We start from the raw sequence: 21,293 nt of genomic DNA, 5'->3' as shown, positions 1-21,293 counted from the left end.
CGCACGGCCCGCCGAACCGGCGCAGCTTCCCGAGGAGTCCGGCATGGACAGCACCACCAGCACCAGAACCATCGGCACGAGCACCGGAGGCATCTCCACGGCTTCGCCGCACACGGCCGACATCGAGGACGCGCCTGCGGAGGTCCGCCCCCGCACGTGCCTGCCGGGCGAAGCGGCGCGGGAGTCGCCGCCCGGCGGAGCTCCACCCCCGTCACCCGAGCGTCTGGCCAGGGCCGCCCTCACCCGGTTGATCGAACCCGGCGATGCGGTGATGGGGCGTTGGCTCGGCGAGCTCGGCGCCACCACGGTCGTCGATGTCGTGCGAGGCCGGTTGCATCCCGGACCGCTCGGCCTCGACCCGGGCCGGGTCGCCGACTACCGGGCCCGCTGCGGGGCGCTCGATCCCGTCGCAGACCTCCGCCACGTCCGGGGCCACGGCGGACGGTTCATCATTCCGGGCGATCCCGAATGGCCCAGTCAGCTGGACGACCTCAAGGAGGGACGGCCGGTCGGCCTCTGGGTGCGGGGCACCGGGTCACTCCGATTGCTGGCCCTGCGCTCGGTCGCCCTGGTCGGCTCCCGGGCGTGCACCGCCTACGGTGCGCACGTCGCCGGCGAGATCGCCTCGCAACTGGCCGAGCGCGGCTGGGTGGTGGTGTCCGGAGCGGCGTACGGGATCGACTCGGCCGCACACCGGGGTGCCCTCGCCGTGGGCGGTGCCACCGTCGGCGTCCTCGCCTGCGGGGTCGACATGAGCTACCCGCCCGGCAACGCCGAGCTGATCCGCCGCATCTCCGAGCAGGGGCTGCTGGTCAGCGAGCTGCCACCGGGCGTCCACCCCAACCGCTTCCGCTTCGTCCTGCGGAACCGCGTCATAGCGGCGCTCACCCGTGGCACCGTCGTCGTCGAGGCGGCCGTCCGCAGCGGAGCACTGAGCACTGCCCGGCGCGCGCGGGACCTCAACCGGCACACGATGGGCGTCGCCGGACCGGTCACCTCGGAGCTGTCGGCCGGTGTGCACGCGCTGATCCGCAGCGGCGGCGCCACGCTGGTGACCGACGCCGCCGAGATCGCCGAACTCGTCGGAGCGATCGGCGACGACCTCGCACCACCCCGGTCCGGCCCGGTCCTGCCCCGGGACCTGTTGGAGCCGTCGGTGGCCCGCGTCCTGGAGGCCGTACCCGCATGCGCGGACGGCGCACCGGTCGACCGACTCGCCCGGGAGGCAGGACTTTCTCCGGATGCGGTGCTGCAGCATCTGTACGAGTTGGTGTCGCTCGGCTACGTCGAGCGATTCGGCGCCCACTGGCGGCTGGTGAGGCGTCGTTGAAGGTCGCGACACACCCCGGCGCGCGTCGCGGGCACGCGCCGGGTGGGCCACCGGATCGGGCGACGACCGAGTGGCGGTAGCACACCGCAGCGACGTGGTCACGCTACGCTCCTTTGTGGCTTCCCTATCAGCACATGACTCGGCAGAACGGCGCAGACCAACGCATGCCCACAAACATTCCGGGACACAGGGTGACCGGTGACGCCCGGTCTGCGGGAAGGGCTGGGGCCGGGGCCCGTCCCGCGGCGGACCTCGGACCGCAGGGGCCGACGCTGTTGAACCCCGCCCGGTCGGTGGGCCCGACCCGCGTACCGGGTCGGCCGCTCTCACCAGGCCAGCAGGACGCCCGCAGCGCAGGAGCCCCGCCCTCCCCGCCCCAGCGGCCCGGACCGGCGGCACCCACGCCGTCCGCGGCGCCCGCCGCCCCGCCCACTCCGGCGCAGCCGCTGGTGCCGCGCGCCCCCATGGGCCCTGCTGCCGCGGCATCGACCGAGGTGTCGGGCGCGCCGGCCGACCCCGTGACATCCGCCCGTCCGCCGGCCGTCCCGTCCGCCGCGGCCACCACGCATGCACGGTCGGTCGGTCTGCCGACGGCCCCGGACGCGGCCTGCGGTCCGCAGTCGCACGAGTGGCAGCGCGCGGAGCTGAGGGACCGCACGGACGGCACGGACAGAGCCCGGCTGGGTGCGGCCCGCCAGCGGTACCCGGAGGCACGTCCCGAGCAACGGCGCCCCGCCGAGGGCGGCGCAGGCGAGCGGTCCTTCCGCGGCGGCGCACGCATCACCGAGTACGAGGCCGAGCCGAGCCACGCCCGTGTCCATGCCCGCGCTGACCAGCCCCCGGCGGCCCTGAGCACGCCGTCGGCGTCGGGCGGGGACGGGCGCTGGCCGACCGCCCGCCGCGCCGGATCCGACGGCACCGTGGGCTCCGGCGGAGCCGGGAGTGCAGAGCGGTCGGCGGCGCGACGGCTGCCGGGCCCAGTCCGGCCGGTGCCGATGCGTCCGCCCGGCGGGGGAGGAGGACACGAACGGGTGCCGGACGGCGTCGAGACCGTCGGACGGCCGGTGGCACCCCGGGAGCCCGCCCACCCGGAACCGGCCGAAGCGGACCAGGCCCGGAATGGCTCGTCCGCAGCGAAAACCGTCCGCCCGACGCCGACGCCGACCTCCACCTCGACCCCGACGGTTCCGACACCCGGGCAGCCGCCGACACCGCAGGCGGTTTCCGCCACGGACTCGGGCAGGGCGGACGACGTCCGCACGGAGCCCGGCGGCCACCGATCGGCTGACCCCGAGCCGGGCACATCGGCAGTGCCCCACCCGGAGATCACGGCCACCAAGCCGGTGCCGTCGCCCGTCAAGCCACCCGTGTCACCCGCTGCGGCTCAGCCTGCGGTGTCGCCGTCCGGGAGGCTCGGTCAGCAGCCCTCGGGGGGCCGTGCGGCGAAGGTTCCCGCCGAGCGCAGTGCGCTGGAGATGCTCTGGCGCTCCTACAAGGAGTCGGGGGACCCGCGGCTCCGTGAACAGCTGATCCTGCACTATTCGCCACTGGTCAAGTACGTGGCGGGCCGGGTGGGCGTGGGCCTGCCGGCCAATGTGGAACAGGCCGACTTCGTGTCCTCCGGGGTGTTCGGGCTGATCGACGCTATCGAGAAGTTCGACATCGATCGCGCGATCAAGTTCGAGACCTACGCGATCAGCCGGATCCGTGGCGCGATCATCGACGAACTCCGTGCGCTCGACTGGATCCCCCGGTCGGTGCGGCAGAAGGCCAAGACCGTTGAGCGAACGTACGCCACCCTGGAGGCCCGGCTGCGGCGCACGCCGCACGAGCCCGAAGTGGCCGCCGAGATGGGCATCACGCTGGAGGATCTGCACGCGATCTTCAGCCAGCTGTCGCTCGCCAACGTGATGGCCCTCGACGAGCTGATCCATCCCATCGGGGAGAGCGGCGACGCCCTCACGCTGATGGACACCCTGGAGGACACCGGCGCGGACAATCCGGTGGAGATCGCGGAGGACCGCGAGCTCCGCCGCCTGCTCGCCACCGCGGTCAGCACCCTGCCCGAACGGGAGAAGACGGTGGTGACGCTCTACTACTACGAGGGCCTCACCCTGGCGGAGATCGGTCAGGTGCTCGGAGTGACCGAGAGCCGGGTCAGCCAGATCCACACCAAGTCGGTGCTGCAACTGCGGGCGAAGCTCTCGGACGTCCGCTGACGCCCTTGACGCGATCGGGCAGCTGCTCAGCGGCCACGCCGGGGTCGAGCGTGGCCAGCAGACCGGTTCGGACCGGACAGGTTCGGACCGGCTCGAATCGGACCGGCTCGAATCGGGCGGGATCGGACTGGACGGGATCGGACTGGACGGGGTGGCGCCGTGTCGGGACGCGGCGCGCGGATCGGGCTGTGCGCCGGGGCGCGCCGGGAGGTTCGCGTGGTGGCGGTCGGCCCTGCCGTAAGGCTCCGTACAGTAGGGGTGTGCCGAAGATCAGGGCCGCCACGGTGGCCGAGCATCGCCAGTTGCAGCGGGCCGCCCTCCTGGACGCCGCCCGCCTGCTGCTCGCCGAGGGTGGCCGGGAGGCCTTGACCTTCGCGGCCCTCGCCGCCCGGACGGGGCTGGCGCGGTCTTCCGTGTACGAGTACTTCCGCTCCCGGGCGGCCGTGGTGGAGGAGCTCTGCGCTGTCGACCTCCCGCTCTGGACCGCCGAGATCGAGGCGGGGATGGCCGTGTGTGACAACGCTCGGGACCGGCTGGAGGCGTACGTCCGCGGGCAGCTGCACCTGGCGGCCGACCCGCGGCACCTCGCGGTGACGGCTATCTCCGAGGTGGAGCTGGACGATGCGGCCCGCGAGCGGATCCGGGCGGCGCACAGCGGCCTGGTCACCCTGGTCGTCGAAGCCCTGGCCGAGCTCGGCCACGCGAATCCGCGCCTCGCCGCTCTGCTGCTGCAGGGCGTGGTCGACTCGGCCTCGCGCCAGGCGGAGCGGGCCACACCGGAGGAGGCCGCGGTGATCGCCGACGCAGCCGTCGCCCTGGCCCTGGACGGGCTGGCGGGCTCCGACCGCAGGTAGGCCGGCCCCGCAGACAGCCGCCGCTCCGGATCCGGCCGTCGACCGCCGACAGTCGGACTCCGCCTCAGGGGACTCCACCTCGGGGGACGCCGGCTGAGGTGCCCGGTTCGCAGTCACCGCCCGGCTGCCACCGTTACTGCCAGTGCGATTGCCGAAGGCGCGGTGGTCCAGCGGGAGCAGCCGGACGCGGCCGGTGCCGAGCAGGGCGAGCGGGTCGAGGTAGCGCGGGCCGCGCAGCAGTCCCCAGTGCAGGCAGTTCCCGGCGGGGCAATGGTGGCCGCTGTCGGCGAGCGTCCCGATGACCTCGCCGGCGCCGACGGCTGTACCAGCGGCGACCGAGCCCTCGACGGGCAGGTAGGTCGTCCGCAGCGGGGGATTGCCGGAGGCCGGGTGCGTCACCGTGACCACCGGGCGCCCGGCCACCGATCCGGAGAACGAGACGACGCCGGGAGCGGCGGCCCGGACCGAGGTACCGGCGGGCGCCGCAACATCGACGCCCCGATGCCCGGCCGCCCATCGTGCGGGCGGCGGCTCGAACCGACGAAGCAGCGCAGACGGCCCGCCCACCGGCCACACCCGGCCGCCACCCTGCCCGGGCGTTCCACCCTGCCCGGGCGGCGCACCCTGTCCGAGCGTTGCACCCTGATCGGGTCGGACGCCGTCCGACCCTTGTCCGTCCTGCCAGACGGCTGTCCTCAAAGCCGCATCCGAAGCCTCCGCACCGACCAGTCGGACCGCACTCGGCCGGCCGGCACGATGGCCGCCGGGCCCGGGTTGCGCCGCCGGAAGCATCAGGGAGACGGTCCCGGCGAGCATCAGCGCAAGCAGCAGCCCGCCGCGGTAGTCCGGCGCGGGCGGCGGCGCCGGACGGGCTGTGAGGACCCGGCCTTGCGTGGGGCGCACCCCGAAGGCCTTCCCGACCCACCGGAGCGGGCCCGACGAAGCAACCGCCTCCGGGGAGGGCGACGGCGACAGCGGAGACCCACGGAACAGGGCCCGCCGGGACAGGGGCTCCCAGGGCACGGACTTCCAGGACAGGGACTTCCAGGGCACGGACTTCCAGAACAGGGACTCCCAGGACAGGGCCCGCCAGGACACGGACTTCCAGGACAGGGGTCGGCAGGACGGTGGCCACCGGCGCGGCAGAAGGATCGGACGGTTCATGCCGGCCAGGCTGGCCCCCGCGGGCCCGGACCGTGCGCCCCGCCACAAGGCCTGTGGACAACCCCGCCCTGTGGACAACCGCTGTCACCCGGCAGGGTGAACAACGCCGGACCTCTGGGGAGCGGGGCCCGGCCGGGAGTGAACGCCGTCTCACGCCGCGCTGAAATGATCCCCGCTCGCCCCTGCCCGCCCCGGTGCACCGGACCGCCGGAGTCGCCCGCAACTCGGGCCTTCCCGTACACTTCACACGCGACCCGGTCCACCGGGTCGACTTCGCACGCCCCGCCACTGGTGGAGCGGCCGCCCCGCAAGGGGTCGGCGTGGTCTCCGTCCGGTGCGAGTGCCGCTCGGTCCGCCGAGCCTGCCGGCCCAGTGCCGCCCAGGCCGCGGCGGCTTGGCACGTCCGGGGCGTCAGGCGTGGCGGTCACCCGGCCGTCGCGGACACAACCGAGAGACCCGGTTCCCCGACTCCTCCGCGGAGCGGCGCGCCGGGCGTAAAACTGAGGAGCACGGCCATGGCCGTCGTCACGATGCGGGAGCTGCTGGAGAGCGGCGTCCACTTCGGTCACCAGACCCGTCGTTGGAACCCGAAGATGAAGCGCTTCATCTTCACGGAGCGCAACGGCATCTACATCATCGACCTCCTGCAGTCGCTGAACTACATCGACCGCGCCTTCGAGTTCGTCAAGGAGACCGTTGCCCACGGCGGCAGCATCCTCTTCGTCGGCACCAAGAAGCAGGCCCAGGAGGCCATCGCCGAGCAGGCCACCCGCGTGGGCATGCCCTACGTGAACCAGCGCTGGCTCGGCGGCATGCTGACCAACTTCTCGACCGTCTACAAGCGTCTGCAGCGCCTCAAGGAGCTCAGCGAGATCGACTTCACGGATGTGGCCGGTTCCGGCCTCACCAAGAAGGAGCTCCTGGTCCTCCAGCGTGAGTACGACAAGCTGGAGAAGACCCTCGGCGGTATCCGCGACATGCAGCGCGTTCCCAGCGCCGTCTGGATCGTGGACACCAAGAAGGAGCACATCGCGGTCGGCGAGGCCCGGAAGCTCAACATCCCGGTCGTCGCCATCCTCGACACCAACTGCGACCCCGACGAGGTCGACTACAAGATCCCGGGCAACGATGACGCGATCCGTTCCGTCACCCTGCTGACCCGTGTGATCGCCGACGCCGTCGCCGAGGGCCTGAAGTCCCGTGCCGGTGTCGCCAAGGGCGACGCCAAGGCCGAGCCGGGCGCCGACCAGCCGCTGGCCGACTGGGAGAAGGACATCCTCGAGGGCCAGAAGGCCGCCGAGGCCCCCGCCGCCGAGGCACCGGCCGCCGAGGCGCCGGCCGCTGAGGCCCCCGCCGCCGAGGCTCCGGCCGCCGAGGCCGAGCAGGCCTGACGTACCAAGGGTGAGGGGCACCCACCGGGTACGACACCGGTAGGTGCCCCTCTCTCCCGTGCCGGGGCCGAACCAGCGGCCCCCGGCACCACCCCACGCAGACACGCGAGACGTGAGAAGAGATCACACCATGGCGAACTTCACCGCCGCGGACGTCAAGAAGCTCCGTGAGCTCACCGGCGCCGGCATGATGGACTGCAAGAAGGCCCTGGACGAGGCCGAGGGTGACGTCCAGAAGGCCGTCGAGCTCCTCCGCATCAAGGGCCAGAAGGGCGTGGCCAAGCGCGAGGGCCGTGACGCCTCCAACGGCGCCGTCGCCTCGCTGATCGCCGAGGGCAACAAGGCCGGCGTCCTGGTCGAGCTGAACTGCGAGACCGACTTTGTCGCCAAGGGTGGCAAGTTCGTCGAGGTCGCCAACGCGATCGCCGCGCACGTCGCCGCCACCTCCCCGGCCGACCTCGAGGCCGCCCTGGCCTCCGAGATCGCCGCCGGCCAGACCGTCCAGCAGTTCGTGGACGAGGCCAACGCGACCCTGGGCGAGAAGATCGTCTTCCGTCGCTTCGCGCAGTTCGACGGTGACGGCTACGTCGGCGTCTACATGCACAAGTCCGACCCGGACCTCCCGCCGACCATCGGTGTCCTCGTCGAGCTCGACAAGGAGAACGCCGAGGTCGCCAAGGACGTCGCGCAGCACATCGCCGCCTTCGCGCCGAAGTACCTCTCCCGCGAGGACATCCCGGCCGAGGACCTCGAGAACGAGCGCCGCGTCGCCGAGGCCACCGCTCGCGAGGAGGGCAAGCCCGAGGCTGCCCTGCCGAAGATCGTCGAGGGCCGCGTGACCGGCTTCGTCAAGGAGAACTCCGTTCTGGAGCAGGCGTTCGCCAAGGACAACAAGAAGACCGTCGCCAAGGTCCTCGAGGAGAACGGCGTCGCCCTCAAGCGCTTCGTCCGCTTCCGCGTCGGCGCCTGAATCCGTTCCCCGGCGCTTCCGGCCTAAGGTAGGAAGCGCGCCGGGCCGCAGCAGCGGCCGGGAACGCGCCGATCGGGCTCTCCAGCACCCCTCGGGGGGCGCGTCGGCACCATGAACGACGAGGAGGCCATTGCCGTGCAGGACACCGTACCGGTTCCCGCGGCAGTGGCCTCCTCGCGTGTACGCGCCCAGCGTGTACGCACAGAGCCGGGCACCGCACTCCCGGTGTTGTGAGCAGCACATGCAGCCCTGCGAGTCCGCAGGTGAAGAAGGAGAAGCCCATGCAGGAGACGCTGGAGACCGGCCGGGACACGCAGGACGGTTCGCGCCGCCGGGTGCTGCTCAAGCTGTCGGGTGAGGCCTTCGCCGGCGGCGGCGGCCTCGGCGTGGACCCGGACGTGGTGCACGCCATCGCCCGCGAGATCGCCACCGTCGTCCGCGCCGGCACCGAGGTGGCCGTGGTGATCGGCGGCGGCAACTTCTTCCGCGGCGCCGAGCTGCAGGTCCGCGGCATGGACCGGGCCCGCTCGGACTACATGGGCATGCTTGGCACCGTGATGAACTGCCTGGCGCTGCAGGACTTCCTGATCAAGGAAGGCATCGAGACCCGCGTCCAGACCGCCATCACGATGGGCCAGGTCGCCGAGCCCTACCTGCCGCTGCGCGCGGTGCGGCACCTGGAGAAGGGCCGAGTGGTGATCTTTGGCGCCGGTATGGGCATGCCGTACTTCTCCACCGACACGACCGCGGTGCAGCGCGCGCTGGAGATCCACGCCGAGGTGCTGCTGATGGGCAAGAACGGCGTCGACGGGGTCTACGACTCCGACCCGCGGACCAATGCGGCGGCGGTCCGGTTCGACTCGCTGGACTACACCGAGGTGATCGCCCGCGACCTCAAGGTGGCGGACCTGACGGCCATCACCCTGTGCAAGGACAACGACCTGCCGATCCTGGTCTTCGAGCTGCTGGCCGAGGGCAATATCGCCCGGGCGGTGAAGGGTGAGAAGATCGGCACACTCATCAGCCAGGAAGCCGCCCGGCCCTGAGCAGCAATCAGCCGTCCGGGGCACCGGTACGGGACTACAGCAGATGAACCGGACAGGGAGCAGACAGTGATCGAAGAGACCCTCCTCGAGGCCGAGGAGAAGATGGAGAAGGCCGTCGCCGTCGCCAAGGACGACTTCGCCGCCATCCGGACCGGCCGTGCCCACCCGGCGATGTTCAACAAGATCGTCGCGGACTACTACGGCGCCCTGACGCCGATCAACCAGCTCGCGTCGTTCTCCGTGCCGGAGCCGCGGATGGCCGTCATCACGCCGTTCGACAAGAGCGCGCTGCGCAACATCGAGACCGCGATCCGCGACTCGGACCTCGGCGTCAACCCGTCCAACGACGGCTCCATCATCCGCGTGGTGTTCCCGCAGCTGACGGAGGAGCGCCGCAAGGAGTACATCAAGGTCGCGCGCGGCAAGGGCGAGGACGCCAAGGTCTCGATCCGCTCCATCCGCCGCAAGGCCAAGGACGCCATCGACAAGCTCATCAAGGACGGCGAGGTCGGCGAGGACGAGGGCCGCCGCGGCGAGAAGGAGCTCGACGACACCACGGCCCGCTACGTGGCCCAGATCGACGAGCTGCTGAAGCACAAGGAAGCCGAGCTCCTCGAGGTCTGATGAACGACGCCCCCGACGCCCAGGGCATCCGGGGCGGAACCGAAACGCTCGCCACCGAGTTCTCTGCTGCGGGTGGCCCCCGTGCCGACGGCCCCCGTCGGCCCCGAACGGGTCACTCGCAGCAGCCTGTGGTGTACCGAAGGGGCACTGCGGCACAGAATCGGACCATGCCCCCCGCGCAGGAGACACCCGTGGCCCCAACCGACCAGCAGCCCCGCAAGCAGCGCGGCGGCCGCAATCTGCCGGCCGCGATAGGCGTGGGGGTCGGCCTCGGCGCTGTGATCGTCGCCTCGCTGTTCTTCGTAAAGGCGCTCTTCCTGGTGGTCGTGGTCGCGGCCGTCGCGGTGGGCGTCTGGGAGCTGAACTCCCGTCTGGCGGAGACCAAGGGCGTGCACGTGCCGATGGTCCCGCTGATCGCCGGCGCGGTGGCCATGCCGCTCGTCGGCTACACCGCGGGCGGGCAGTGGGCGTCCGCCGTGCTGGCGCTCACCGGCCTCGCGGTGCTGGTCTGGCGGATGAGCAAGCCCCCGGAGAACTACCTGCGGGACATAACGGCCGGTGTCTTCACCGCCTTCTACGTCCCGTTCCTGGCGACCTTCGTGGCGCTGATGCTGGCCGCCGACGACGGGGCCTGGCGGATCCTGATCTTCCTCGTGGTCACCATCTGCAGTGACACCGGCGCGTACGCGGTGGGCTACAAGTTCGGGCGGAACAAGCTCGCGCCGACGATCAGCCCCGGCAAGACCCGCGAGGGCCTGGCCGGCGGAATCGGCCTGTCGATGATCGCGGGCGCGCTGCTGATGGAGTTCGTGATCGACGGCGGTGCCTGGTGGCAGGGCCTGATCCTGGGCGGCTGCGCGGCGGTCACCGCGACCCTGGGTGACCTGGCCGAGTCCATGATCAAGCGCGACATGGGCATCAAGGACATGGGCACCCTGCTGCCGGGCCACGGGGGCATCATGGACCGGCTCGACTCCCTGCTGCCGACGGCCCCGGTGGCCTGGCTGCTGCTCGCCGTCTTCGTCGGCGGCTGAGCCACACCACCCGCTCCACCCCCTGCGAGCCCCGGGCGTCCACCGCCCGGGGCTCGCGGCGTTCCCCACCTTCGAAAGCCGGGCACCCACGGCGCCGGGCCGAGGACGAGTCGGCATCTGCGACACTGGATGCACCATGCCTAAGCCCGGAGAACAGCACCGGGCGGACGCAAGAAGGGCCCTCTACCAGCGGGTTTTCCGCCAGGAGAGGGCCCTTCTGTGTTCCCTGGGCCGTGTCGGGGCCGTCAGGTGGTGGACTTCCCTTCAGTGGCGCCTACGGCCGAAGGCACCAGCAGGAACAAGGCAGCCACTGCCGGCACCTTGTGGGCCCCTCTGCATGATGTCCGCATGAAGAATGCAAGAGTGGATCTCTCAGCGGATCGCGCGGACCTCTACGAGCCGCTGATGAGGTCCGCTTCCCCATCCTGCGAGGGCGAGGCGGCAGTCAGGTTGGTCTTCCGGGTCGAGGCACTCTGGGACTGGCTGCTCCGGTGGCAGTGCATCAAGCACGTACCGACAGACAGGTACGACTACTTGCAGGTCGACTTCGCCAAGGCGCTTGAACTCGCCCGGACTGTCGAAGGCGATCCACAGAACGCACGGGCCCAGCTGGATCGTTCCGCCAGGTCCGCCCTAATGGTGGCGGCCAACCTGGCCGGAGCGGAACAGTCGTCGCTGCGGAACGTCCTCTACTACCTGGAGGAGGCCGACATGCGGCATGTTGCCGAGGCGATGATGTTCAGCGCGGGCTTCGTGGACGGCACAGTCGATCTCTGGGGCGGCGAAGGAGAAGACGATTCCCGTGGATTCGGGCCGAACAGCAGGGAACAGCAGGAACGCTGGGAGGAGATCTGACCAACGGCCGCCCAAGACCGGCAGAGCCTCTGGCTCGGTGATTCGTTACTGACCTGGGGCCTGTGGTCGAGCGCCTGAAGGCGCCGGAGTCAGTGCTCAAAGTCGTCAGCAGGTCCAAATAGCTGATCGACGGCCTTCCGAGCGCGATCCTGGCTGTTCGGCATGAGGTGCGCATAGACCCGCAGCGTCAGGGCGGGATCGGCGTGTCCTAGGTAGTCACTCACGGCCCGGAGGCTCTCCCCGGCATCCAGCAGCACCGACGCGTAGAAGTGCCGGAGGGCGTGCATGCCGTGCTCCCGCGCGGGTGCGTAGGGTTCGCCTCGGCGCGGAGTCGGGATGAGGCCGGCGGCGGCGATGGCGGGCTTCCACTCCTGGAGGTTGAAGTTGCTACGCCAGACCAGACCGCCCGCGGTGTTGGTGAAGAGAAGGCGGAAGGTCACCTTCGGCCCGTCCGGGGTCTTCCATGGGAGCGTCACGGGGACTGGCTTGTACGTGTCCATGTGGGTGCGGACAGCGGCGGCTACCGTCCGGGGGAGCGGTACGTCACGCTCCTTGTTGCACTTCGGAGGGGCGAAGACTGCCTTCCCCCGGATGAGCTTCACCTGACGGAGGACACGGATCGTGCCGGCCTCGAAGTCCAGGGCGTCGTCCTCCGCCAGGCCGATGATCTCGCCCTGGCGGAGACCGCACCCGCCACCGAGATTCGCCATCGCCCGGTACCGCTCCGGGAGCGCGGCCCGCACCGCGAACACCTGCTCCGGGAGCCAGGGCACGACCCGCCGGGTCTCAACCGCCGGGGGTCGGACCGACTTCGCTCCACAGGGGTTCCGGCTCAGCAGGCCGTCGTCCACGGCGGCAGAGAGCACCGCCCGCACGTCGGAGTAGATGTTCCGGGCGTACCCGCCAGTGATCGGGCTGGCCTCCAGTGCCTTGACCAGCTCCTGGATGTGGGACGGGCGGAAGGAGTCGAGAGGGCGTCGCCCGATACGGGGGAAGACGTGGAGCCGGAGGTGGGTCTCCACGAGAACCTGGGTCGCAGGGTCCGTGGTCTGCATCTTGAGCCATCGCTCCGCGAACTGCTGGAACGTCGTCCGGGCGGCCCTGGGGTCGATGTACTGGCCCCGCGACATGTCGGCGCGGACCTGGGCGAGCCACTGCTCCGCGAGGCGGCGCTCCCGGTCCGCGAACGACTTGCTCTTCTCGTTTCCGTCGGGGCCGACGTAGCGGGCCCGGTAGCGAGAGCCGGTGCCGTAGCGGTCGGTGCGGACGCGGCGGGGCTTGCCGTCGGGGCCGATCTCGGTCTTGTACCAGCGGTCTTGGATGTGTCCGGCCATGGGTGGCCTGCTCCTCGGGGGTAGCGGGTGTGGGTTGGCGCGTGCGGGCCCGCTTTGAGCCTGTTTTGGGGCGCACTGGGGTAGGCCGCTGGCTGCTAGCGGCCTGCTCAGGTGGGGTGTGGGGTGCTAGCGGGGGTGCTACCGGTAGCGGGGTGGGCCGCTACCGGTAGCGCGAATCACGCAGCGGGGCTGCTCTGGTCGGCGACCCACCGGGCGACGGCGTCGGGGTGGTACCGGACGTGGCGGCCGGCGCGGAATCCGGGCGGACCGGTGCGCTTGCGGCGCCACTGGTAGACGGTCTCCAGGGGCACGCCGAACAGCGCGGCGACGTCCTCGGGGGTGAGGAACCGTGCGGGCAGGGTGAGGGGTTCGGCCGATGGGGCGGTGGGCAGTGCGGTGACGCTGGCGGTGCGGCGGGGCATGCTGCGTTCTCCTCGCGGGTCGATGGGTCCAAGCAGTGGTGGAGGGCAGTGCGGCGGGGCTGGGGCCGGGGAAGGCGCTGTTCCCGGCCTCGCCCCGGCGCTCTGGTCGCTGGGTGGGTGCGAGCCGGATTGAGCGGCTGGCCCGGCTGGCCCGCTATCTGCTAAGTGCCTGGTCAGGTCGTGGGTTGCCCGCTATCGGCCCTGCTATCGATAGCGGCCGGGTGCGCTATCGATAGCAGCCCGTCGCCCTGCCGAATGAGGACGAGAGGGAGGCTCAGGCAGGGCGGTTGGGGCATGTTCCGGATGCTCTGAGGCTTGCCTGTGGGGTGCCTCCCTGCCTCCCTGGGAGACGGATTGTGCTGGCTGGAGCGGGTGGGCGGGGTCAGGGAGGCGGTGAGGGAGAACTCCCTGCCTCCCTGGCGTCCCCCCCTGCTGCGGGCTGGCTCTTCCGAGCGGGTCGCGGGTGCCGGTTGGCTGCCTGAAAGCAAGAAGAGCACCGGCGGCCAGGGGGAGTGCTCCTCTTGTTTTTCGAGCGAGCGTGGGCGCCTGCTGGTGCGGCTGCTAACCGCTAACCACCTGGTCGGCAACCCTGTGGGCCGCTATCGGGGCCGCTAACGTTAGCGGCCTGCCCCGCTAGCGTTAGCGGGCATTGGGCGGTCCACCGCGGACTCTGGCTGGTCTTGAGAGCTGACGGCGGGTGGGACACGGGTTGATCCTTTCGAGGGCCGCGGGCGGCTGGTCCTGGTGTCGGGCTGCCTGTCGTGCGGGGGTGTCTGTCGCCTGTTGCCTGTCACCTGTCTGTCGCCTGTAAGGCGCAGGTCGCAGGGGGTGCGTGGCCGCGGGGGCACTGTTGGGAGCACCGATGGCTACAGGTGACAGGTGACAGGTGACAGGTGCGCGGGTCGGCCAGAGCGGCTTGTCACTTGTCTTGTCACTTGTCGTCTCGGATGTGGCGGGTGGTCTCGTGCGGTGCCGGGACGGTGGATGGGGGAGCCGCACAACAAGTGACAAGTGACAAGCCCGGCGACAGTGCTGGGTGCCTGTCGGGGTGCCAGTCGGCTCGCGCGCGTTACCCGGGATTTCGGGAGGCCGGGTGACGGTCGGCGACTGGCGCCAGTCACTGGCGATGGTCACGTTCCGTGCGGGCTACTGGGTACTGGGTAGTGGGGAATCCCCGGGGTGAGCCCGGTTTTAGGCCCCTGGGAGCCGTTTCGGGCTACTGGGGTGCGCCCCAGTAGCCATTACCCGGTAGCTCTGCGTGATCGTCTCTCGTTGTCGGTGGGTGTCAGGTTGGGCGCTGCGAGGGTGTCTGACACCTGGAGGCGCGGTGACCGGTGTCAGGTCGGGGTGTCTGGGTCGCCGGGCGGGGTGTCAGACGGAGTGTCAGACACTGTCTGACGGCCCTCGCGCGCGCGTTACCCGGGGAAATGGGGCCGGTTGCCGTCCGGGGTGTCTGACACCCGGCGGTGGAGTGCATGGGCGCCGGGTGGCGGTCACGGGCAGTGGTGGGCTGGCGGGCAGGAGGGCCAGGGAAGGCGCTTTCTCTGGCCCCGCCCCGCCGGCCTGGTGGTCGCATGAGCCGGGGGCGGGGTGGGCTCTTAAGAGCGGTGATGGTGGGGAGCGGGCCCGCGGCTCGGTCGGCCGTGGGATGGGGGTGTCTAGTTTTCTGGACGGTTCGGGCCTGCTGGGGTCGGGGGTCATGGTGGTCTCCTGTCTTCGGGGGTGGTCCGGAAAGGTCGGAAAGGTCGTAAAGGGGTCTGACCTGCGGTTTTGGGTGGCGGAAAGTGGTCCGGAAAGGTCCGGAAAGGGGTCCGCGAAGGGTGCGGGCCGGAGGGGCTCGGGGGCTTTCCGGACCTTTCCGGACCACTTTCCGCCCGGTGTTTTTGCTGGTCAGGGGGCTTTCCGACCTTTCCGACCTTTCCGGACCGGGGGTCAGTCGTCGCCGGGGGCGTAGAGGTAGACGGTCTGGTGTCGTCCGCTGCCCTGGACGGGGGCGGCGGTGAAGCCGGGGAGCTGGCAGAGCCGGGCGGTCAGCTCGCCGCGCCAGGTGGCGTTCTGCCGTTTGAACATGACCTGGACCTCGGACTGGGTCAGCCCGCCGGGCCCGGCCGCCTTGACGGCCGCCGCGAGCTTGTCCAGGTTCGGGTCACCGGTGCCGCCGGCGGCGGCGCCGAGGATGTGGGCGGCGCTGGCCCGGGCGTAGCGGATGAGCGCCCACGCCGCGCGCAGGTGCTGTTCTTGGATGCAGGGCTTGCGGTCGAGCAGGGCGTAGACCATGGCGGTCCGCTTGGCGTAGGGGGCGGCGCGGGCGGTGAACTCCGCCAGCGGTCCGTCGTCGTCCTCGCCGCCGGACAGCGCCGGATACACCTCCTCCCGCCAGAGCTGCGCGGCCTGCTCGGTGAGCTTGACCTCGCCGACGCGGCGCGCGTCCGCCAGGACGGTCCGCCAGGCACCGGCGAGGTTGGTCACCAGGTCCTCGGAGGCGCCCGCGGCGTCCGGCAGCAGCAGATTGCGGTGCACGAAGACCGGCAGGAAGCGGTTGTAGGTGCCTCCGGCCAGTTCGGAGTCCTGCATCTTGGCGCGCAGTTCGCGCGGGGAGATGTGGCCGATCAGGGCAATGTGCGGGGCGGTGGCGTGCATGGCCTGGCGGTTCATCACGCCGAGGTCCTCGCCGTTCCACGCCTGCCGCAGCACACCGCCCAGCGAGGAACCTTCGCGGCGGGCGCGGGCCATGGTGATGCCGTACTCGGACTCCACGACCCACAGGCGCTTGTCGGTGACGCCTTCGGTGTCCTTGCCGGTCTTGGGGTCGGGGCCGCCGTCGCGGACGGCTTCGATCAGGCCCTCGCCGGAGGACAGGCCGGAGGGGGTGTTGTCCGCGACGAACTCGGGGACGGCGGCCTTGAGCAGGCGGCGCACGGTGTTGGAGGCGGCGCCCTTGCGGCCGGCGGCGGTCGCGCCCACGGTCAGGGCCCAGATCAGGGCGGGGTGGCGGTCGTTGCCGATCCACAGGAACGGGCCGGGGCCGATCACGGCGCCGCCCGCGGAGAGCAGGTTCACCAGCACCCCGACGGGGTCGGCCTCGGTGGTCGGGTCCAGGGCGCGGACGGTCTCGCCGACCCACCCGCAGAACACCTCGGGGTCGGGGACCGGCCCGGGCCGGGTCGGGCGGTCCACGCCGGGGGCGGGGTCGTAGAGCGGGTTGGCCGCCCGGGTTGGTCGATCGTCGGTCTGGTGGATCAGGTGGAGTTCTGGGCTCATCGGCGGATCTCCAAGTCGGCGGTCGGTCGGGTCCGATCGGGCGGCGGTCGGGTGGCGGGTCGCGCATCGGCTGGCCTCACGGGTTGTGCGGCGGTCGGGCGGGTGTGCCGAGGAGAAAGCGCTGCTCCGGCCGCCCGCCGGGTGGCGAGGGGGCGGCCGATCGATCGGGTGGTGGATCGGCGGATCGGTGCAGGCCGGAGGGCGACCGTCGGCCGGTCGGGGCGGGGCCGGAGAAGCGCTGTTTCCTTGACGGGAGTCGGGCTGGCGGTCGGCCGATCGCTCACCCGATCGCGGTGGGTGCTCACCGCCCGGCGGCCGGTGCTCACCGCCCGACTGGTGGCCGCTCAACGGTGCGTGGCGGGTGCTCAGAAGAGGCCACCCGCCCGCTCACGGCGGGCCGGTCGGTGCTCACGGGTTCGGGGGTGGGCGCTCATCGATCGGCGGCGGGTGCCCACCCCCGGCCGGTGGGCGCTCACCGGTGCTCACCGGGTGCTCACTGGCCGGTCGGGTACGCGTACTCGGGGCGTTCCCGCCGTACCCGGTACGGATAGCGGGCAGGTCGGGCCGGGTGTGCTGCCCGGCCGACCCGGTGGTCGGGCCGGGCGGTGTACCCGGTGTGGGTACGGGGCGGGAACGGTTCCGGGTACACCCGGTGGGCGGTGCGGGTACGGCGGTCAGGCGGCGGCCAGCGGGCGGGTGCGCACGGTGGGCAGGGCGGTGGTGAACACGTGGTCCAGGCCCAGCAGGTAGGCGCCGGTGAGCGGCGCGGCCTCCAGCCGCGTCAGGTGCAGGACCGGGGCGGCGGCCGGCGGGCAGCCGTCCACTCGGGGCATCACCAGCATCTGGTCGTCCGCGCGGACGACGTCGTTGGCGATGCCGCCGTGCCGGGCTATCCGCACGCCCGGCACCGCGTGCAGGTCGGCGAACAGGTCCTCCACCAGCAGCAGCCGGGTCGCCTCGGCGTGGGTCGCCGCGAGCGTCGGGTCCGGCAGCGCGATCCGCACCCGCACCCCGGCGGCGGCCCGGTCCGTGAGCAGGACCACCAGGTCGGGCACCGCGTCCAGCAGGAACAGCCCGCAGGACAGGGCGAGGTCGATCCGGTCCCCGGCGCCGCGCGGCACCTGCGACCACAGGGCGGCCGGGACGGCGGCGCGCGTCGGGTACCAGGTCAGCAACTCGTCCCGGGGCGCCGGGGTGGCCTTGTGCCGGGTGCCCAGGGTCGGCCACAGCCGGTACGGGTCGGCGTGCAGCATCCTGGCCACCGCGTGGGCGTGCCGGGCGTAGGGGGTGCGGCCCGGCTCGTTCAGCCAGCGCTCCACCGTGCGCGGGTCGGTGCCCACCTCGCGGGCCACCGCCTCGATCGTCAGCCCGGAGGCCACCAGGGCGGTCCGCAGGCGGGCGTTGCCGTGAACGGCGCGGTCGGCGCTCACCGGGCCACCCCCAGCACACCCACCGGGATGCCCCGGGCCTTGAGGTAGGCGCGGAACGCCTCCCGCTGGATGCGGATCGTGCCCCGGCCCGTGCCCACCCGGTAGGACGGCAGCCGCCCCGAGCGGACCTCGCGGTACGCGGTCTCGTCCGAGACGCCCAGCGCCCGGGCGACCTGGACGACCCGCAGCGGTTCGTCCGAGCCGTACCCGGCCAGCTCTGCGAGAAGTGCGGCCTGTGACAGAGATGCGGTGCTCATGCGCGCACTCCGCCCCGGCCGATCAGCACCTGGGAGGCCGCGAGCGTGGCGGGCGGCTCGGGGGCGGTCACGCCGAACAGGTGCGTGATCACCTGGCCGAGGCGGACCGCGAAGTCCAGCAGGTTCGAGGACCGGCGGCCGGTGTAGACGTCCATCGCCATCTCGGCGAAGTCCTCGGCGGCGCCGATGTCGGTCTGGGTCAGGCCGAACCACAGGCACTCCAGGATGCGGGCCTCGCTCGGCCCCTCCAGGTCCTCCCGCATGAGCATCGACCCGGGCGTGAACAGCAGGCGGCCCATGATCTCCGCGAACGTCAGGTTGATCGTGAGCTGGACCGCCACACGCGGCGCGCTCTCGGCCGTGTCCGGGTCGCCGAACACGTCGACCTGGTGGCGGATGGGGCCGGCCGACAGTGGCTGGCGAGCAAGCGAAACGGGCATGATGGAACTCCCTTCACTGGGGCATGGAGCGGCGGTCTTTCTTGGCGGTTAGGGCGCCGCTCCTACTGCGTCTACCTGGACTCTTACGGGCACCCCCGTGGGGGCGGACCGTCGTTCAACTGGTGCGCACCAGCAGGATGGCAACTGGTGCGCACCAGTGTCAAGCGCTTCTCTGTCGGTCTGTCAGTTCCGGCCGTATCTCTATGGAACGACGTAGGCCAACGGCCCGGTAGGCAGCTGGGGTTAACCCAGTTTTGTTAACCCGTCATGTGCGCGTCGGTTCTGCAGGATGCTGAGGTGGAACGGGCATCACCAGGGCAGGGGGAGTGCATGGCAGAGCGGCTACGTCAGGCCCGCAAGGAGCGCGGCTGGTCGCAGGACCGGCTGGTGCGGGAGATCGTCCGGTATGCCGAGCGACGCCTCATCGATGTGGCCTCGCCGACCAGCTTGAAGGTCTACATCTCGGAGTGGGAGAACGGTCGCAGGACTGTCTCTGGCACGTATGCCGCCATCCTGCGGGCGCTGTTCGGGAAGACGGACGACGAGCTGTTCGGAGCTCCTGAGCCCGCCCCGACGACTGCCGATGGCTACGACGATCTGCTCGGTCGGATCGACTCAGCCCGGGGACTCAGCCTCGGCATGGTGGACACCCTGCTGAACCAGACCGAGTTACTGCGGAGCTTTGATCGCCAGATGGGTGCGGCGGCGCTAGTCGACCAGATGCGTGCGCACCTGGATGCGCTGGAGGACGCGCTGACCTTTGCAGTGCTCCCTGACGCTCGGCGGCCCGTGGCTACGGCCCTGGCGGGGGCGGCCACGCTCGCCGCCTGGCAGGCGCTCGACGTGGGGGCAGTGGAGCGGGCCTGGCGCCACTACGAACTGGGCAAGCGCGCGGCGGCAGAGGCTGAGCAGCCGATGTACCTCGCTCACGCGATGGCGGAGCAGGCGTACGTGCTCGCCGACGCAGGGCGCCCGGAGATGGCGGTGGATCTGGTACGCGATGCCCAGCGGGTCGGAGGAACTAAGGTCTCCCCGCGGCTTGCAGCGTGGCTGTATGCGGCGGAGGCAGAGCTATGTGCGAAGGCGGGCCTGGCGGGTGACTGCCGCCATGCGATTGACCGCGCTGCGTTGGTGCTACCGGCTGGTGACGAGGCGCGCGATCCGGACATGCTGAGCATCTTCCTCAACGCCAATCACCTGGCCCGATGGCGCGGGAATGCGCTTGCCATGCTGGGGGAGGAAGCTGCCCTGGCGGAGCTCTACGTAGCCCTTGAGCGGATGGACCCGGCGTTCACGAGGGCAACGGCCGGCCTGCGCTGCGATCTGGCGCAAGCGCACCTGGTGCGAGGGGAGTTCGGACAGGCGAAGGAGCATTTGCAACAGGCCCGCCTCCTGGCGAACCGAACAGGGTCAGTCCGGCACAGGAGGCGGATTGAAGGTCTTACCGGGCGCCTGTAGGCCGTTGAGAGCGGCTGGCCAGCAGGTGAAGCAGGGCGACGAGCGTTCCCGACCCCAGCAGCTCATCCCGGGCGATCAGGCCCGGGACTTCGGCGAGAGGAATCCACTCGATCCGTCCGGCTTCCTCGGCGTCCGTCGGCTCCCCGACTAGGGTGGCTCCCCGGGCTACGAAGATCTCGTGAGGGGAGTCCACCATCCCCACCATGGGCTGGTAGGTGACTACGTGCTCGATGCTGCCGGGCCGCCAGCCGGTCTCCTCCTCCACCTCCCGAGCGGCGGCGGCGGCAGGCTCCTCGCCAGCGTCCACGATGCCGCCGGGGAGCTCCCAGCCGAAGCGGCCCGGTACGAAGCGGTAGCGCCAGAGCATCAGGACGCGGTCTTGGTCGTCCACCACCGCCGTGATGGCGACGTGCTGAAGCCGTACGACGTGGTGCTCGAAGCGCTCGACGCCGGGGGGTTCGACATCCACCAGGGCGAGCTTCACCCACTCGTTGTCGTAGACCAGCCGCTCACCATGGATGCGCCACGGCTCAAGCTCCCCGTGTGGTGCCTTGACTGTCACGTGCCCCTCCGGGTTGCTGGTGCTGACGTAGTAGCCGCTTCCATGCTGGGCAACTACCAGGCCCTCGGCGGCGAGTTTCGCCAAAACCAGCCGGACTGTCGTCCGTCCGACGCCAAGATCGGCCGACAGTGTGCGCTCGGACGGCAGCTTCGCGCCGCCGGCCAGCTCGCCGGAGCTGATCCATTCACGGACGGTTCGCTCCACCCGGTCGGTCTTCTCTCCCATGGCCTTTCGCACTCTCCCGCCCTCCATAACTGGTGCGCGCCAGTCTAGGTCAACTCAAAGCAGACGCAGAGGCGTTCCCACCGGCTTGGCGAGGCTTCTTCTCCCCCTCGCAGCTACGAACAGCGCAAAGCCGCTTCACTAGCCGCACGCGTACTGGAAGATGCCAGCATGATCGTGCCGTCTGGGGGAGGTCGGGCTGGTGGGGAGAGTAGGAAGAGTGGGGATCAGAGATCGCATGTTGCGGCGCCTTCGAAGGCGTGCGCGGGCTTCCGTTCGTAATTCTGTTCTTTTTTGGAACTTCGTTCTTCACGCCATGGATATTTCGGAAAGGGTTCCGGTATCCGTGCGCTGGGCGCTGGCGGCCTATCATTTTGGGCGGTTCCGTAGGCTATGTTCATACTTGTTGATGGCTGTGCC

The 21,293-nt window shown here is 71.0% G+C and carries 17 protein-coding genes and 1 pseudogene; 10 read left to right on the top strand and 8 right to left on the bottom strand.

What is annotated here, in order from left to right:
* The first annotated feature begins 43 nt into the window (after window positions 1-43).
* From dprA to KSNIM_RS13605, 3 genes are all read left to right on the top strand, one after another.
* Window positions 44-1,330 (top strand): DNA-processing protein DprA, encoded by a 1,287-nt coding sequence (gene dprA, locus KSNIM_RS13615; protein ID WP_263103494.1) that lies wholly within the window; start codon window positions 44-46, stop codon window positions 1,328-1,330.
* A 1,394-nt stretch (window positions 1,331-2,724) separates the two neighbouring features.
* Window positions 2,725-3,549, top strand: a complete 825-nt coding sequence (gene whiG, locus KSNIM_RS13610; RefSeq protein WP_263103493.1) for an RNA polymerase sigma factor WhiG — start codon at window positions 2,725-2,727, stop codon at window positions 3,547-3,549.
* Between the two features lie 284 nt (window positions 3,550-3,833).
* Window positions 3,834-4,403 carry a TetR/AcrR family transcriptional regulator gene (locus KSNIM_RS13605; protein WP_263107947.1) on the top strand — a complete coding sequence of 190 codons (570 nt, stop codon included), beginning with the start codon at window positions 3,834-3,836 and terminating at the stop codon, window positions 4,401-4,403.
* A 222-nt stretch (window positions 4,404-4,625) separates the two neighbouring features.
* Here KSNIM_RS13605 and KSNIM_RS13600 read toward each other — a convergent pair.
* A pseudogene (locus KSNIM_RS13600) lies at window positions 4,626-5,195 on the bottom strand (peptidoglycan DD-metalloendopeptidase family protein); the annotation flags it as partial.
* Between the two features lie 887 nt (window positions 5,196-6,082).
* On the opposite strand from KSNIM_RS13600, the gene rpsB reads away from it, so the two are divergent.
* The 6 genes from rpsB (at window position 6,083) to KSNIM_RS13570 (ending at window position 11,487) form a co-directional block, all read left to right on the top strand.
* Window positions 6,083-6,958, top strand: coding sequence for a 30S ribosomal protein S2 (gene rpsB, locus KSNIM_RS13595; protein ID WP_263103492.1), 876 nt, complete (start codon window positions 6,083-6,085; stop codon window positions 6,956-6,958).
* Between the two features lie 130 nt (window positions 6,959-7,088).
* Complete coding sequence (gene tsf / locus KSNIM_RS13590; protein ID WP_263103491.1) at window positions 7,089-7,928, top strand: translation elongation factor Ts; 840 nt, start codon at window positions 7,089-7,091, stop codon at window positions 7,926-7,928.
* Window positions 7,929-8,209: 281 nt separating this feature from the next.
* Window positions 8,210-8,974 carry a UMP kinase gene (pyrH, locus tag KSNIM_RS13585; protein ID WP_263103490.1) on the top strand — a complete coding sequence of 255 codons (765 nt, stop codon included), beginning with the start codon at window positions 8,210-8,212 and terminating at the stop codon, window positions 8,972-8,974.
* Between the two features lie 66 nt (window positions 8,975-9,040).
* Window positions 9,041-9,598, top strand: coding sequence for a ribosome recycling factor (frr, locus tag KSNIM_RS13580; protein ID WP_263103489.1), 558 nt, complete (start codon window positions 9,041-9,043; stop codon window positions 9,596-9,598).
* The gene (locus tag KSNIM_RS13575; protein ID WP_263103488.1) at window positions 9,598-10,632 is read left to right on the top strand and encodes a phosphatidate cytidylyltransferase; all 1,035 of its coding nucleotides are present in this window, start codon (window positions 9,598-9,600) and stop codon (window positions 10,630-10,632) included. Before frr ends, KSNIM_RS13575 begins: the two co-directional genes overlap by 1 nt.
* 348 nt (window positions 10,633-10,980) lie before the next feature.
* Window positions 10,981-11,487, top strand: a complete 507-nt coding sequence (locus tag KSNIM_RS13570; protein WP_263103487.1) for a hypothetical protein — start codon at window positions 10,981-10,983, stop codon at window positions 11,485-11,487.
* 89 nt (window positions 11,488-11,576) lie between these two features.
* Here KSNIM_RS13570 and KSNIM_RS13565 read toward each other — a convergent pair whose 3' ends face one another.
* The 6 genes from KSNIM_RS13565 to KSNIM_RS13540 all read right to left on the bottom strand — a co-directional run bounded on the left by KSNIM_RS13565 (window position 11,577) and on the right by KSNIM_RS13540 (window position 18,631).
* Window positions 11,577-12,821, bottom strand: a complete 1,245-nt coding sequence (locus KSNIM_RS13565; RefSeq protein WP_263103486.1) for a tyrosine-type recombinase/integrase — start codon at window positions 12,819-12,821, stop codon at window positions 11,577-11,579.
* 176 nt (window positions 12,822-12,997) lie between these two features.
* The gene (locus KSNIM_RS13560; protein ID WP_263103485.1) at window positions 12,998-13,243 is read right to left on the bottom strand and encodes a helix-turn-helix domain-containing protein; all 246 of its coding nucleotides are present in this window, start codon (window positions 13,241-13,243) and stop codon (window positions 12,998-13,000) included.
* Window positions 13,244-15,175: 1,932 nt separating this feature from the next.
* Entirely contained in the window at window positions 15,176-16,504 is a 1,329-nt protein-coding gene (locus KSNIM_RS13555) for a YfjI family protein (protein WP_263103484.1), read from the bottom strand.
* A gap of 674 nt (window positions 16,505-17,178) precedes the next feature.
* A complete protein-coding gene (locus KSNIM_RS13550; RefSeq protein WP_263103483.1) occupies window positions 17,179-17,934 on the bottom strand; it encodes a helix-turn-helix domain-containing protein in 756 nt (251 codons plus the stop codon).
* Window positions 17,931-18,191, bottom strand: a complete 261-nt coding sequence (locus tag KSNIM_RS13545; RefSeq protein ID WP_263103482.1) for a helix-turn-helix domain-containing protein — start codon at window positions 18,189-18,191, stop codon at window positions 17,931-17,933. Before KSNIM_RS13545 ends, KSNIM_RS13550 begins: the two co-directional genes overlap by 4 nt.
* Window positions 18,188-18,631, bottom strand: coding sequence for a hypothetical protein (locus KSNIM_RS13540; protein WP_263103481.1), 444 nt, complete (start codon window positions 18,629-18,631; stop codon window positions 18,188-18,190). The genes KSNIM_RS13545 and KSNIM_RS13540 overlap by 4 nt, the downstream gene beginning before the upstream one ends.
* Before the next feature lie 330 nt (window positions 18,632-18,961).
* Between KSNIM_RS13540 and KSNIM_RS13535 the strand changes: the two genes are divergently transcribed.
* Complete coding sequence (locus tag KSNIM_RS13535) at window positions 18,962-20,089, top strand: helix-turn-helix domain-containing protein (protein WP_263103480.1); 1,128 nt, start codon at window positions 18,962-18,964, stop codon at window positions 20,087-20,089.
* Here KSNIM_RS13535 and KSNIM_RS13530 read toward each other — a convergent pair.
* The gene (locus KSNIM_RS13530; protein WP_263103479.1) at window positions 20,073-20,876 is read right to left on the bottom strand and encodes a GntR family transcriptional regulator; all 804 of its coding nucleotides are present in this window, start codon (window positions 20,874-20,876) and stop codon (window positions 20,073-20,075) included. The two genes, KSNIM_RS13535 and KSNIM_RS13530, sit on opposite strands and share 17 nt — an antisense overlap.
* Window positions 20,877-21,293: the final 417 nt, after the last annotated feature.

This window comes from Kitasatospora sp. DSM 101779, assembly GCF_025655475.1.
GTDB lineage: Bacteria > Actinomycetota > Actinomycetes > Streptomycetales > Streptomycetaceae > Kitasatospora.
Note: the sequence above shows the minus strand (reverse complement) of the source record. Positions and strands in the feature narration are given on the sequence as shown.

Coding starts and splice junctions, on each gene's coding strand:
- KSNIM_RS13555 (WP_263103484.1), bottom strand. CDS start 16,504: ATGAGCCCAGAACTCCACCTGATCCACCAGACCGACGATCGACCAACC.
- KSNIM_RS13575 (WP_263103488.1), top strand. CDS start 9,598: ATGAACGACGCCCCCGACGCCCAGGGCATCCGGGGCGGAACCGAAACG.
- KSNIM_RS13545 (WP_263103482.1), bottom strand. CDS start 18,191: ATGAGCACCGCATCTCTGTCACAGGCCGCACTTCTCGCAGAGCTGGCC.
- KSNIM_RS13535 (WP_263103480.1), top strand. CDS start 18,962: ATGGCAGAGCGGCTACGTCAGGCCCGCAAGGAGCGCGGCTGGTCGCAG.
- KSNIM_RS13565 (WP_263103486.1), bottom strand. CDS start 12,821: ATGGCCGGACACATCCAAGACCGCTGGTACAAGACCGAGATCGGCCCC.
- rpsB (WP_263103492.1), top strand. CDS start 6,083: ATGGCCGTCGTCACGATGCGGGAGCTGCTGGAGAGCGGCGTCCACTTC.
- KSNIM_RS13560 (WP_263103485.1), bottom strand. CDS start 13,243: ATGCCCCGCCGCACCGCCAGCGTCACCGCACTGCCCACCGCCCCATCG.
- tsf (WP_263103491.1), top strand. CDS start 7,089: ATGGCGAACTTCACCGCCGCGGACGTCAAGAAGCTCCGTGAGCTCACC.
- dprA (WP_263103494.1), top strand. CDS start 44: ATGGACAGCACCACCAGCACCAGAACCATCGGCACGAGCACCGGAGGC.
- KSNIM_RS13540 (WP_263103481.1), bottom strand. CDS start 18,631: ATGCCCGTTTCGCTTGCTCGCCAGCCACTGTCGGCCGGCCCCATCCGC.
- KSNIM_RS13570 (WP_263103487.1), top strand. CDS start 10,981: ATGAAGAATGCAAGAGTGGATCTCTCAGCGGATCGCGCGGACCTCTAC.
- KSNIM_RS13530 (WP_263103479.1), bottom strand. CDS start 20,876: ATGGGAGAGAAGACCGACCGGGTGGAGCGAACCGTCCGTGAATGGATC.
- pyrH (WP_263103490.1), top strand. CDS start 8,210: ATGCAGGAGACGCTGGAGACCGGCCGGGACACGCAGGACGGTTCGCGC.